This is a genomic window from Streptomyces sp. NPDC054956 (genome assembly GCF_053609185.1).
This window is the reverse complement of the sequence record NZ_JBSGXB010000207.1, coordinates 1-13,558: the sequence shown is the minus strand read 5'-3', so window position 1 is coordinate 13,558 and position 13,558 is coordinate 1. Positions and strand designations below refer to the sequence as shown.

8 protein-coding genes are annotated in these 13,558 nt (G+C 75.0%); 5 read left to right on the top strand and 3 right to left on the bottom strand.

The window, feature by feature from the left end; translation table 11 throughout:
- Positions 1 to 41 precede the first annotated feature (41 nt).
- Complete coding sequence (locus ACWGDE_RS26725; protein WP_453391578.1) at positions 42 to 2,006, top strand: helix-turn-helix domain-containing protein; 1,965 nt, start codon at positions 42 to 44, stop codon at positions 2,004 to 2,006.
- Here the strand turns inward: ACWGDE_RS26725 and ACWGDE_RS26720 are convergent.
- Positions 1,984 to 2,694, bottom strand: coding sequence for a response regulator (locus tag ACWGDE_RS26720; protein WP_453391577.1), 711 nt, complete (start codon positions 2,692 to 2,694; stop codon positions 1,984 to 1,986). The two genes, ACWGDE_RS26725 and ACWGDE_RS26720, sit on opposite strands and share 23 nt — an antisense overlap.
- Positions 2,691 to 3,611, bottom strand: coding sequence for a sensor histidine kinase (locus tag ACWGDE_RS26715; protein WP_453391576.1), 921 nt, complete (start codon positions 3,609 to 3,611; stop codon positions 2,691 to 2,693). Before ACWGDE_RS26715 ends, ACWGDE_RS26720 begins: the two co-directional genes overlap by 4 nt.
- 188 nt (positions 3,612 to 3,799) lie before the next feature.
- Between ACWGDE_RS26715 and ACWGDE_RS26710 the strand changes: the two genes are divergently transcribed.
- From ACWGDE_RS26710 to ACWGDE_RS26700, 3 genes are all read left to right on the top strand, one after another.
- The gene (locus ACWGDE_RS26710; protein ID WP_453391575.1) at positions 3,800 to 4,621 is read left to right on the top strand and encodes an ABC transporter ATP-binding protein; all 822 of its coding nucleotides are present in this window, start codon (positions 3,800 to 3,802) and stop codon (positions 4,619 to 4,621) included.
- Positions 4,618 to 6,924, top strand: a complete 2,307-nt coding sequence (locus ACWGDE_RS26705) for an ABC transporter permease (RefSeq protein ID WP_453391574.1) — start codon at positions 4,618 to 4,620, stop codon at positions 6,922 to 6,924. Before ACWGDE_RS26710 ends, ACWGDE_RS26705 begins: the two co-directional genes overlap by 4 nt.
- Positions 6,925 to 7,029: 105 nt before the next feature.
- Positions 7,030 to 10,560, top strand: coding sequence for an NACHT and WD repeat domain-containing protein (locus ACWGDE_RS26700; protein WP_453391573.1), 3,531 nt, complete (start codon positions 7,030 to 7,032; stop codon positions 10,558 to 10,560).
- Positions 10,561 to 10,581: 21 nt separating this feature from the next.
- Here ACWGDE_RS26700 and ACWGDE_RS26695 read toward each other — a convergent pair whose 3' ends face one another.
- The gene (locus ACWGDE_RS26695; RefSeq protein ID WP_453391572.1) at positions 10,582 to 11,319 is read right to left on the bottom strand and encodes an ABC transporter ATP-binding protein; all 738 of its coding nucleotides are present in this window, start codon (positions 11,317 to 11,319) and stop codon (positions 10,582 to 10,584) included.
- A gap of 211 nt (positions 11,320 to 11,530) precedes the next feature.
- On the opposite strand from ACWGDE_RS26695, the gene ACWGDE_RS26690 reads away from it, so the two are divergent.
- Positions 11,531 to 13,498 carry an FtsX-like permease family protein gene (locus tag ACWGDE_RS26690; protein ID WP_453391571.1) on the top strand — a complete coding sequence of 656 codons (1,968 nt, stop codon included), beginning with the start codon at positions 11,531 to 11,533 and terminating at the stop codon, positions 13,496 to 13,498.
- The last annotated feature ends 60 nt before the right edge of the window (positions 13,499 to 13,558 follow it).

The window sequence follows — 13,558 nt, the reverse complement described above, 5'->3', positions numbered from 1 at the left end:
GGCGGACCCGGTCTCCACCCCAGCACCGAAGGGCTGCCAGCATGGCCCCCGTGAACGAATCCACCGAGCCCGCGGACGGGCAGCGGGCGGCGGCCGCGCTGCGGCAGCTCCTGGACCTGCTCGCGCAGGGCGCGCCCGTCGAGGACTTCGCCAGGACCGGCACGCTCGCCCGTACCGGCGGGGCCGGGGCCGCCGAGCAGGCCCTGGTGGAGGAGGCGACCCGGGTAGCCCTCGGCATCCGGCGCACCCTCGACCAGCACCGGCGGCGCGAGGCCGAGCTGACCGCCCTCTTCGACACGGCCGGCGACCTCGCCGCGCTGCGCGATCTCGACGCGGTGCTACGGGCCATCGTGCGGCGGGCCCGGACCCTGCTCGGCACGGACGTCGCCTATCTGACGCTCAACGATCCCGTCGTCGGCGACACCTTCATGCGGGTCACCGACGGCTCCGTCTCCGCCGCCTTCCAGCAGTTGCGCCTCGGCATGGGCGAGGGACTCGGCGGTCTGGTCGCCCAGACGGCCCGCCCGTACGCCAGCGCCGACTACCGCGCCGACGACCGCTTCCGGCACACCAGCACCATCGACGCCGGCGTGCGCGAGGAGGGGCTGCGGGGCATCCTCGGCGTTCCGCTGCGCGTCGCCTCGCGCGTCATCGGCGTGCTCTACGCCGCCGACCGCTCGGTGCGCGACTTCGCCCCCGACGCCGTGGCCCTGCTGTCCTCGCTCGCCGACCACGCCGCCGTCGCCATCGACGGCGCCCGGCTGCTGGAGGAGACGCGCACGGCCCTGGTGGAGCTCAACGCCGCCACGGAGAGCGCCCGGGCGCACAGCGAGGCCGTACGGCTGGCCACCGAGACCCACGACCGGCTCACCGACCTGGTCCTGCGCGGCGGGGACGTCACCGACGTGGCCCGGGAGGTCGCCGCGCTCCTGCGGGGCGGGCTGGTGGTGCACGACGCCGAGGGCACCGAACTGGCCCGGGTGGCCAGCGAGCCGATCGACCCACCCGCCCAGGGCGTGGCGGCCTCGCGTTCCGGCGGGCGGGCCGTGCCGGTGGACGGGGTGTGGGTCTGCGCGGTGCTCGCCGGATCCGAACTGCTCGGCAGCATCGCGCTGACCGGGCGGGCCGACCTCTCCGACACCGACCGGCGGCTGTTCGAACGCACCGGACTGGTCACCGCGCTGCTCCTGCTGCTACGGCGGTCGGTGGCCCACGCCGAGGACCGGGTCCGCGGCGAGCTGCTCAGCGACCTGCTGACCCCGGAGAGCCCCGGGCGCACCCGCGACCCCGGCAGCCAGACCATCCGGGCCCGCAAGCTCGGCGTCAACCTCGCCCGTCCGCACGCCATCCTGGTACTGCGCTGCGACGCGGCCCTGCGGCCCCGGCTCTCGACGGAGGCGGCCCGCCGGGCCCGCGCCCTGGACGGCCTGGCCGGGCCGCACGAGGGGCACATCGTGCTGCTCGCCCCGGCCGAGCGGGCCTCGGACCTCGCGCGGTCGCTGGCGGCGGAGCTGGGCCAGGTCCTGGGCGCCCCCGTCACGGTGGGCTCCGCGGGCCCGGCCGGCCACCCGGGCGCTCTGCCCGCCGTGTACGCCGAGGCCGTGCGCTGCCTGGAGGCCCTGCAGGCCCTGGGCCACACCGGGCACGGCGCCGCCCTCCCCGACCTGGGCTTCGTCGGCCTCCTGCTCGGGGAGCACGGGGACGTCGGCGGGTACGTCCACCAGGTGCTCGGCCCGGTCATCGATTACGACGCCCAGCGCGGCACCGAGCTCGTCCACACGCTCCGGGCCTACTACACGCACGGAGCCAGCCTCTCCAGGGCCAAGGACGCCCTGCACATCCACGTCAACACCGTCGTGCAGCGCCTCGACCGGATCGGCCGGCTCCTGGGCGAGGACTGGAACACCCCCGCCCGGGCTCTGGAACTCCAGCTCGCCCTGCGCCTGCACCTCCTGGCCCAGCCCGGCCCGATCGACAGACCGGCTAGGCCCGGGGCCCCGGGGTGACCAGGCCCGTCTCGTAGGCCAGGACCACCGCCTGCGCGCGGTCGCGCAGGGTCAGCTTGGCGAAGATGCGGGCCACGTGGGTCTTCACGGTGGCTTCGCTGAGCGTGAGTTCCTGCGCCAGCTCGGCGTTGGAGAGGCCGTGGCCCATGAGGGTGAGCACCTCCCGTTCGCGCGGGGTCAGGGCGTCCAGGTCGGGGTGGGGCGCCGGGTACGTGCCGGCCCCCCGGGCGGCGGAGGCCGAGGCGCAGCGCTCCACCAGCCGGCGGGTGATCGACGGGGCGAGCAGCGCGTCCCCGGTGTTGACGAGCCGCACGGCGTTGGCGAGGTACTCCGGGGTCACGTCCTTGAGCAGGAACCCGCTGGCTCCGGCGGCGAGCGCGGCGTAGACGTACTGGTCGAGGTCGAAGGTGGTCAGCATGATCACCCGGCACTCGGGGGCCTCGGCGAGGATCTGCCGGGCGGCCTCCAGCCCGTCCAGGCGGGGCATCCGTATGTCGAGCAGGACCACGTCGGGGCGCAGGCGTCTCACCTCGGAGACGGCCTCGGCCCCGTCGGCGGCCACGCCCACCACATCGATCCCCCGGGCCGTCAGGATCAGCCGGAATCCGGTGCGTACGAGTTCCTGGTCGTCGGCGATGACCACCCGCGGTCCCCGTGCCGGGGCGGTCGGGTCGGCGGGCGTGGTCACGGCCGCTCCAGCGGGAGGCGGGCGCGGACCCGGTAGCCGCCGCCCAGCCGGCGCCGGGCGTCGAAGTCCCCTCCGTACACGGCGACCCGCTCCCGCAGACCGACCAGCCCACGCCCGGCACCGTCCGCCTTGGACACCTTGGCCGCCGTAGCCGCCGTGGTCGCCGTGGTCGCCGTAGCCGCCCCGGACATCCTGGCAGCGGGCGCGCCGGGCGCCGGCCCCCGGTCCCCCGCCAGCACGCTCGGCCCGCTGTTGAGCACCTCGACCCGCAGCGCGTGGTCCGCGTACCTCACGGTCACCTCCGCCTTCACCCCGTCCCCGTGTTTGAGTGCGTTGGTCAGCGCCTCCTGGATGATCCGGTAGGCGGTGACGTCTATCCCGGCCGGCAGCGGCCGCGGTTCGCCGGATATCCGGACCTCCACCGGCAGCCCGGCGAAGACCATGCGGTCGATGAGCGGGCTGAGCCTGCTCAGGCTCGGCTGCGGCGAGAGTTCCGCATCCGGCGCGCCGCCGTAGGGCTCGTCCTTGCCGTCCTGCGCGGGGGCGAGCAGCCCGAGCAGGTGCCGCAGCTCGGTCATCGTCGTGCGCCCGGCCTTCTCGACGGCGCTCATCGCGGCCGCCGCCTCCCCGGGCATGGTCTCCAACACCTCGCGGGCCGCCCCCGCCTGGACCACCATCAGGCTGACGTTGTGACTGACGATGTCGTGCAGTTCGGCCGCTATCCGTGCCCGCTCCGCGTCCACGGCGGTGCGGACCGCCGTCTCCCGCTCCCGCTCCAGCAGCCAGCCGCGCTCCTCGATCGCCGCCCCGTGCGCGCGCCGGGCCCGTACGAGCGCGAGGGCCAGCCCGCACACGACGAGCAACGCCGCGCACGCCGCGGCCGACACCGCTCCGAACAGCCATCCCTCCCCTGCCATCTCCCCCACCGCACCCTTCGTCCGCAGCCCTCGTCCAAGATCTCCAGCACCGCAAGCTTCGCAGGCCCCCCGCGTAGTCCACATCACTCCCCCGGGGGCCGCCCGCATACATCCCCAGGATGACCCGGCGCCGCTTCTACATCCGGGGGGCGACGCACGGCGACCGGCCCGCCTTCTAAGTTCGTGCCATGACTACTCATCACGGCACCGCAGGTCAGGCCGTCGTCCGCCTGGACCGCGTCCACAAGGAGTACGGCGACGCGAAGGCGCTCGACGGCCTCACCCTCGAGATCCGCAAGGGCGAGGCGGTCGCCGTGATGGGGCCGTCCGGCTGCGGGAAGTCCACCCTCCTCAACATGGTGGCCGGCCTGGACCGGCCGACCGCGGGCACGGTCGAGGTGCACGGCCAGGACCTCGGGAAGTTGAACGAGACCGACCTGGCGCTGTACCGGCGCCGCGAAGTCGGCATGATCTTCCAGTTCTTCAACCTCATCGACGACCTGCCCGCACTCGACAACGTCGCACTCGCCGCCCAGCTCACCGGCACCCCCGCCCGCCAGGCCCGCCGCCGCGCCCTGGAACTCCTCGAGGAGCTCGGCGTCGCCGACCGCCGCAACAACTACCCGGCGACCCTCAGCGGCGGCGAACGCCAACGCGTCGGCGTGGCCCGCGCCCTGATGAACCGTCCGGCGCTGCTGCTGGCCGACGAGCCGACCGGCGCCCTCGACAGCCGCTCCGGCGAGCAGGTCATGGACCTGCTGATCGACCTCAACCAGATAGGCCAGACCCTGCTGATCGTCACCCACGATCCGCACCTCGCGACCCGCTGCGCCGGCCGCCTCGTGGAGATGGCCGACGGCCGCGTCGCCCGCGAACGCGCGCTCGTCGACGACGACGACGCCGACGATGTCCACACGCAGCAGGTCCACACGCAGCAGGTCCACACCCAACAGGCCCACACCCAGCAGGTTCACCCCCAGCACCCCGACACCCTGGAGCGTTCCGCGTGAGCGCCGTGTGGCGGGCCGCCCGCGCCGCCGTCGGGCGCCGCAAGGTCCAGACGTTCGTCATCGGTCTCGTCGTCCTCTGTTCCACCACCACCGTCCTGCTCGCACTCGCCCTGCTCGCCGCCGCCTCCGGCCCCTTCGACAAGGCGTACGCGGCGCAGCGCGGCGCGCACACCGTGGCCACGTACGACACCTCCAAGGTCACCGACGCCCAGCTCGCGCGGACGGCGGACCGCCCCGGGGTGGCGGCCGCCGCCGGACCGTTCCTCCAAGCCGTCGTCGACATACCCGGCGACTGGCTCTGGAGGCCGGCCGGCCCCCTCACCGTGGTGGGCCGCGCCGATCCGGGCGGCCCGGTGGACCGCGTCGAGCTGCTGCTGGGGCGCTGGGCCGAGGCGCCCGGCGAGATCGTCGTCAACTCGGCCAACGGCGGCACTCCGTACCCCCGTCTCCTCGGCACGAAGCTGGAGGCCCCCGGGATCCCGACACTCACCGTCGTCGGGTTCGCCACCAGCATGAGCAAGTCGGCCGCCGCCTGGGTGACGCCCGAGCAAGTGGCCGCGCTGCACCCGGCCTCCGCCCAGATGCTGTACCGCTTCACGGAGTCGGCCACGGGCGCCCAGTTGCGCGACGCGCTGGCCCGGGCCACGGACGGGCTGCCCGCGGACTCGATGACGGCCGCGCAGAACCACCTCACCCTCAAGAAGTCCTTCTCCGCCCGGGCCGATGCCTACCTGCCCTTCATAGCCCTCTTCGGCATCCTCGGTCTGCTCGTCTCCGCGTTGATCGTCGGGAACGTCGTCAGCGGCGCCGTCGTCTCCGGCGGCCGGCACATCGGCGTGCTCAAGGCCATCGGCTTCACTCCGAACCAGGTCGTCGCCGTCTACCTGACGATGGTCTCGGTCCCCGCCGTGACCGGCTGCGTACTGGGCACGCTGCTCGGCAACGCACTGGCCGGGCCCATCCTCCAGATCGCGTTCTCGGGGATCGACACCGGCCTGGCCAGCGTGGGTTCCCCCTCCCCCTGGCTCAGCGCCGCCTGCCTGGCCGGCATGCCCGCCCTCGTTCTGGTGACCGCGCTGGTACCGGCCCTGCGGGCACACCGGCTGCCGGCCGCGCGGGCGATCAGCGCGGGCGGCGCGCCGCGCACCGGCCGCGGACTGCGCGTCCAGCGCGTCCTCGCTTCCACCCGGCTGCCGCGCTCGGTCAGCCTGGGCCTCGGCCATCCCTTCGCCCGCCCCGGACGCGCCCTCATGACCATGGCCGCCATCGTCCTCGGCGTCACCACGGCAACCCTGGCGACCGGTCTGACCAGCACGATGGTCGCGTACGGGGAGAGCGGCCGCGGCTCCGGCGGCCCGGTGGTCTTCATCGAGGTCGGCACCCCCGGCAACCACCGCCCGGAGCCCCTGCTGGGCGACGCGCAGATCGAGGAGCGGCTGCGCTCCCTGGGCGCGCGGGAGGTACGGGCCCGCGGGCTGACACAGGTCAGTCTGGTCGGGTACACACAGCCCGCCTTCGGGAACTTCTACCGGGGCAGCTCGCAATCCGCCGCGTCCTCGTTCGTGGAAGGGCGGCCGCCGAGCGGACCCGGCGAGATCGCGGCCGGTCCCGCCTTCCTGACCGAACGCGGACTCGCCGTGGGCGACAAGGTGACCCTGGAGGCGGGCGGCCGGCGTACGAGCGCGACCATCGTCGGTGAGCTCATCGACAGCGACGCCCGTTCACTGGACTCCACTTGGGAGACCCTCGGTCAACTGGCCCCGGACACACGCGCGGTGGACTACGCCGTCCGGCTCGCTCCCGGTGCGGACGCCCGCGCCTACGCGGACGCCGTCGGCGCGGCCGACCCGGGCCTGCGCGCCGAAGTGGCGGGCTCGGTCAACGCCGCCACCGCCACGGTCGTCGGCTTCTCCTCGGTGTTCACGGTGCTGCTGACGCTCTTCGCCTCGCTCGGCGTCTTCAACACCGTTCTCCTGAACACCCGTGAGCGCCGCCGCGACCTCGGGATGCTCAAGTCGATCGGCATGACCCCGCGCCAGGTGGTGGCGATGACGGTGACCTCGGTGACCGGGCTCGGCCTGGTCGGCGGGTTGCTCGGGATCCCCCTGGGGATGCTCGCGCACCGGTTCGTCGTGGACAACGTCGGTGTCGTCTCCTTCCCGGAGTCGATGAAGGACGTCTGGCACGCGCCGCAGCTCGCCGCGATGCTGGGCGCGGGGATCGCGATCGCGGTCCTGGGTGCTCTGGTCCCGGCCCGTTCGGCGGCCCGGATGACGATCGCGGCGGCCCTGCACACCGAATAGGCGCCGCCCGGTCCGGACCCGTACGGCGCCCGGTCCGGACCATGCGGCGTCCGGTTGCCGGGCGCCGCTCGCAACTCCCCCGGCCTGCGGCTACGTTCTTGGCTCATGCAACGACGGCCCCTCGCCCTGGTACTCGACATCCTGCTCATGCTGGTGGGCGCCCTCCTCGGCATCGCGACGAACTACGCGACGAGCGTGGAGGGCGACGTCCCGCTGCCCCTGAGACTGCTGCGCCAGTGGTCGATACCGCTCGTCGGCGTGGCCCTGCTCGCGCTGGTCGGGGGGCAGTTGTGGCTCCGCTGGCTGGAGCGCCGGCCCGCCGCCCCCGCTCCGGTGTGGACGGCCGGGCAGCCCCCGTACCCGGGGCTGGAGGCCTTCGGCGAGGAGGACGCGGCGGTGTTCTTCGGACGGGAGCGGGAGACGGCCGAGCTGGTGGCCCGGCTGCACCCGGCGCTGCCGGACCGGGCGCGGCGGTTCGTGACGGTGGTCGGCCCGTCGGGCTCGGGCAAGTCCTCGCTGGTACGGGCGGGCGTGCTGCCGGCGCTGGCAGGGCGGCGGTCCCGGTGGAACGCGGGCCCCGCGCTCACTCCCGGTACCGACCCCGTCGGGACCCTGCGCCGGGCGGTGGCCGAGGCGGGAACCGCCAGGCCCCTGGTGCTGGTGGTGGACCAGCTGGAGGAGCTCCTCACCCTGTCGGGACCCAACGAACGGACCGCGTTCGCCGAGGCGGTACGGGAACTCCTGCGCGAGGAGCCCCGGTTGTGGCTGCTGGCGACCCTGAGGTCGGACTTCCTCACCGGCTTCCTGGAGGCGGACCTGGCCGAACTGGTCCGCGAGCCGGTGGTGGTGGGCCCGCTCGGCCGGGACGCCCTGTACGAGGTGGTGGCGCGGCCGGCCGCGGCGGCGGGGGTGGAGTTCGAGGCCGGGCTGGTCTCCCGGATCGTGGAGGACTGCGGCGGCGGTGACGCGCTGCCCCTCCTGGCCTACACGCTGCAGGAGTTGTACCGGCGGGCCGGCGGCGCGGGCTCCACGGTGACGCACGCGCTGTACCGGGAGGTGGGCGGGGTCGCGGGTGCGCTGATCGGACAGGCCGACCGGATCCACGCGGCACTCCTGGACTCCGCCGCGCCGCCGCCCGGGGGCGAGGACCCGGTGGTCGCGATGCTGCTCCGCCTGGTCACCGTGGAACGCGACGAGCCCACCCGGCGCCGGGTGGCCCGCTCCGAACTGAGCGACGCGGAGCGGGAGATGGCCGACGCGTTCGTCGCGGGACGGCTTCTGACCGCCGACGCGGGGATGCTGGACGTCGCCCACGAGGCCCTGCTGCGCCAGTGGCGGCCGCTGCGGCTGGCCATCACCGACCGGCTCCAGCAGCTGCGCCGGCAGGCCGAGTTGGAGCGCTGGGCACAGGAGTGGGAGTTCGCGGGCCGGGCCGAGGCCTATCTTCTGACGGGCGAGCGGCTGCGCGCGGTCCGGTCCTGGTCCGCGGCCGGAGCCGCCGCGACCGCCCCGCCGGTTTCGGCGCTGGCCGCCGAGTTCGCCGAGGCCTCCGCCCGCAACGACGGCACCACGCGGGCCCGCGCCGCGGACGCAGTCGCCGCACGGATCCTGGAGTCCGTCGACCGGGATCCCGAGGCCGCCGTCGGCACCGCCCGGGCCGCGGTGACCGAGTACGCGGCGACCCCGGCCGCACTGCAGGCCCTGCGGACCGCGCTCGACGCCTCCCGACTCCGGGCCGTCTACCGGGACTTCGACCGCTCGGTGACCGATGCCGCCTGGTCCCCCGACGGTTCCCGGCTCGCGGCCTGCGCGGGCGACGGCCGTGTGCACATCTGGCCCGCGCCGGGCGACGACACCGCCGCGCCCGGAGCGGCGGCGCCCGTCACCCTGGACGTCCCGGGCGAGTGGCCCCGTGCGCTGGACTGGTCCCCCGACGGCAGCCGCCTCGTCTGCGCCACGAGGGACGCGCGCCTGACCGTCTGGGACACCGCGGACTGGTGCCGGCTGACCACCCTGCACCAGCCGGGCGCGGACATCGGGCACTCCGCCCCCGGGCTCGCCGTCGCGGCGTTCTCCCCCGACGGCAGGTTCCTCGTGTCGGGCGGGCCGGACCGGACCCTCCAGCTGTGGGACGCACGGGACTTCGCTCCCGCCGGAACCCTCAGCGGCCACCCTCAGATGCTGTGGACGGCGGCCTGGTCCCCCGACTCCGCGCTGCTGGCCGCCGCCGGAGCGGACGGCGCCGTGTACCTGTGGGAGGTCGGCGCGGCCCACCCGTCGGGCACGCCGAGGGTTCTGGGCACCCATCAGGACGTCGTGAACGCGCTCTCCTGGTCCCCGGACGGGTCCCGGCTGGCTTCCGGCTCGTCGGACCGCACGGTCAGCCTCTGGGACGCGCGCACGGGTGAAAGCGTACGCCGGTTGCAGAGCTTGGACGGGATCAGCTGTCTGAGCTGGTCGCCGGACGGATCCCGCCTCGCCGCCGGCGACTTCGACCGCAACGCCCGTGTCTGGGAACTCGATTCATCGGGGTCCGAGGACCGGGCCCTGTGGCTGACCGGTCACGCGGACACCTTGTACGCCGTCGCGTGGTCCACCGACGGCACCCGCCTGGCCACCGCCTCGCGGGACCGGACCCTGGCCGTGTGGGACGTCCGTGCACAGACCCGGGTGGCGCACGGCCACACCGAGTCGGTGTGGCAGGCCGACTGGTCGCCGGACGGCTCTCGGATCGCGAGCGCCTCACAGGACGGCACCGTGCGGCTGTGGCACGCGGCCGACCTCGCACCGGCCGGGGTGCTGGCGGTCGGCGAGTGCGGAGACCTGGCCTGGTCCCCGGACGGGACGCGGATCGCGGTGGGCCGCCGGGACGGGTCTGCCGCCACCCTCCTCCCGGACGGGAGCCGCCACCTCGCCTTCGAAGGGCACGGGGGCGAGATCTCCTCCGTGTGCTGGTCGCCGGACGGGTCCCGGATCGCGACCGCCTCGCGCGACCGCACCGTACGGATCTGGGACGCGGTCGGCGGGCAGACGCCGCGAGTGCTGACCGGTCACACCGACTGGGTGACCGGGGTGGCCTGGTCCCCCGACGGCCGACGGCTCGCGACCAGCGGGACCGACGGAACCGTGATCCTCTGGGACGCGGTGGACGGCCGAGTGCTGGCCACCCTGCGCGGGCACGACGACCACGTCCTGAAGGTCGGCTGGTCGCCGGACGGGCGCCGGCTCGCCACCTGTTCGCGCGACCGGACCCTGCGGGTGTGGGATCTCGACGAGGCGGGGGCGGCGGCCTGCCGCGCCGTGCTGACCGGCCACGACGACCGGGTCCAGGGCCTCGCCTGGTCCCCGGACGGCCTCCTGCTCGCCTCCGTCTCCCGGGACCGGACGCTGCGCCTTTGGGACCCCCTGCGCGGCGCGGCCCTCGCGGTCGTCGGAGTCCACGCCGACTGGGTCAACGGGCTGAGCTGGTCGCCGGACGGCACCCGGATCGCCACGGCTTCGCGCGACCGCACCGTACGCGTGTGGACCCCGGCCGGGCCGGATCCCGAACCGCTGCTGCGGCTGGCGGCGGGGCGGGAGCTGCATCCGCCGACGCCGGAGGAGCGGCGCACGTACCAACTGCCGGACCTGCCCTGAGGCGGCCCGGCACCCGCGGCCCTACGCGGAGTCGACCTCCGCGTCGACCTCCACGATCCGCCCGTCCTTCAGCTCCACCACCCGGTCCGCGAGCTCCATCAGCGCCGGGTCGTGCGTGGCGACGAGCGCCGTGACGCCCTCGCTGCGCACCACCGCGCGCAGCAGCCGCATGATCTGCCGGCCCGTGTCGGAGTCGAGCTGGCCGGTCGGTTCGTCCGCGATGATCAGGTCGGGCTCGTTCGCGAGCGCGCGGGCGACGGCGACCCGCTGCTGCTGGCCGCCGGAGAGTTCGCCGGGCCGCTGCTCGGTGTGGTCCGCGAGGCCGACGAGGGCGAGCAGGGTGCGGGCCCGCTCCTCGCGCTGCTTGGCCGGGGTCTTCTTCAGCCGCATCGGGACGCCGACGTTCTCGGCGGCGGTCAGGGCCGGGATCAGCCCGAAGGACTGGAACACGAAGCCGATGCGGTCGCGGCGCAGCGCGAGCCGGCCCTCCTCGTCCAGTCCGGCCAGGTCGGTGCCGTCGAGGGCGACGCTGCCGCCGGTCGGGGTGTCGAGTCCGCCGACCAGGTTCAGCAGGGTGGTCTTGCCGGAGCCGGACCGCCCCTTGAGCGCGGTGAGTTCGCCCCGGCGCACCTCGAAGGAGACCCCGCGCAGCGCGTGCACGGCCTGCGGGCCGGTGCCGAAGCTGCGCCGCACGTCGTCCACGACCACCATCGGCGGCGCCGCGACACCGGTTCCCGGCTCCTGCTGCTGCGTCGTCATTTCTGCAACTCCCCCTGGATGCCGATCCGGCCACCGGTGGCCACCGGAAGCCGTCTCGATCGGCGCTCTTGACTTACCCGCGCTGACCCGCACGGTCGATTTGTTCATCCGATGCACCATTCACGCAAGTCCCTTCCGCTATCTGTTCGAATCTGGCAGCATCGTCCGCTATCCGGGATCACACGTCCGGAGCGGGGGAGGAACACACCACATGCTCGGCTTCGTCATGCGCCGGCTGCGCGGGCGATTGCCGCTCGCAGCCGCCGTGCTGCTGACCGTCCTGATCACCACGACGGTGCTCAGCGCGCTCTTCGCCTTCACCGGCGGCGTGGGCGAGGCCGGTCTGCGCCAAGCCCTCCAGGGCCCCGGCCACGCGCGCAGCACCGTACTGGTCAGCGCCGGGCACGCGACGGCCGACCGCCCCAAGGACGACGAAGCGGTACGGGGCTTCGCGCGCGAGCTGTTCGGCCCGCTGCCGGCCGGAACCGAGAGCGTGGCGCGCAGCCGCTCGTACGGACTGCCCGGCGCACGCGCCACTCCGGGCAAGGACGCCGACCTGACGCTGCTGGCCTCCTTCGCCAAGGAACGCGTGCAGCTGCTCGCGGGCGCCTGGCCGCAGCCCGTCGCGGGTCCGCTCTCCGCCCCCGGCGCCCGGGTTCCGGTGGCCGTGCCGAAGGCGGCGCTGGCCCGGATCGGGCTGACCGAGGGCGCGCTGCCCGCCGATGTGCGCCTCGACGACCGGTACGGCGGCTCACCGCTGACCGTGACGGTGACCGGCGTCTACCAGGCGGCCGACCCGGACGCCCCGTACTGGCGGCTCGATCCGCTCGGCGCCCGCGGACTGCAGGTCGCCGCCTTCGCCACCTACGGCCCGCTGCTGGTGGACGACTCCGCCTTCACCACGGGCGGACTCACGCAGGACAGCCGGGCCGTGCTGCTCACCCCCGACTTCTCCACGGTCGACACCGCCGGGGCCGAGGCCGTGCGGGCCCGCTCCGCCAAGGCGGCCGAAGCCCTCGAGCGCGCGTCCGGCCTGCGGGTGGACACCGAACTCCCCGTACTGCTCGGCGAGTTGCACTCCGGGTTGACCGTCGCCCGCTCCACCCTGCTCGTCGGCGCCCTCCAGCTCGCGGTCCTGGCCGCGGCCGCGCTGCTGCTCGTCTCGCACCTGCTGACCGAACGCCAGGCGGGCGAGCGCGCCCTGCTGACCGCGCGCGGCGCCTCCCGCGGCCGCCTCGGCCTGCTCACCGCGGCCCAGTCGCTCCTGCTCGCGCTGCCCGCCGCCGTTCTCGCGCCCCTGCTGGCCCCGCCGCTCCTGCGCCTGCTCGGCGGCTACGGCTCGCTGGCGCACGTGCCCTTCACCGTCTCTTCGGGCCCGGCCCTGTGGCTCGTCGCGGCGCTCTGCGCCCTCGGCTGCGTCGTACTGACCACCCTGCCCGTCGTCCTGCGCGGCGCGGCGGCAGCCGCCCTGCACCGCGCCGGGCGCCGGCAGGCCCTCGTCGCCGGCGCGGTCCGGTCCGGGGCGGACTTGGCCCTGGTGGCACTGGCCGTGCTCGCCTACGAGCAGCTCGCCCGGTACGGCGGCGGCTCCGGCGACGGGCCCGCGCCCGGGCCGGTCGCCGAGTCCGACGGCCTGTTCGGCGTGGACCCGGTGCTGGTGGCCGCGCCGACGCTGGCGCTGTGCGCGGGCACCCTGCTGGTCCTGCGGCTGCTGCCGTTCGCGGCGCGGCTCGGTGCGCGGATCGCCGCCCGGGGCCGGGGCCTGGGTCCCGCGCTCGTCGGCTGGCAGCTCGCCCGCCGGCCGGGACGCGCCACCGGTCCGGTGCTGCTGCTCGTACTCGCCGTCTCCAGCGGGGTCCTCGCGCTGGGCCAGCACACGGCGTGGTCCGGATCCCAGCGCGACCAGGCCGACTTCGCCACCGCCGGGGGCCTGCGGATATCGGGCAGCGACCTGCCCCCGATGGGCCGGGGCGGCCGGTACGGGGCCCTGCCCGGCGGGGAGCGCGTGCTGCCGGTGGTCCGTTCGAAGCAGGACCTGCCGGGCGGAATCTCCGGGCAGGTGCTCGCCCTGGACGCCGCGGCGGTCTCGGAACGGGTCCCGCTGCGCGCCGACTTGCGCGACGGGCGCGCAATGCGGGAGCTGTTCGCCCCGCTGGCGGCCTCACGGGCGTTGACGTAGACCGGGGCCACCGTGTTGCCGGTCGCACCCCGAGCCAACCAGTCCGCAGCCCGACGCGGC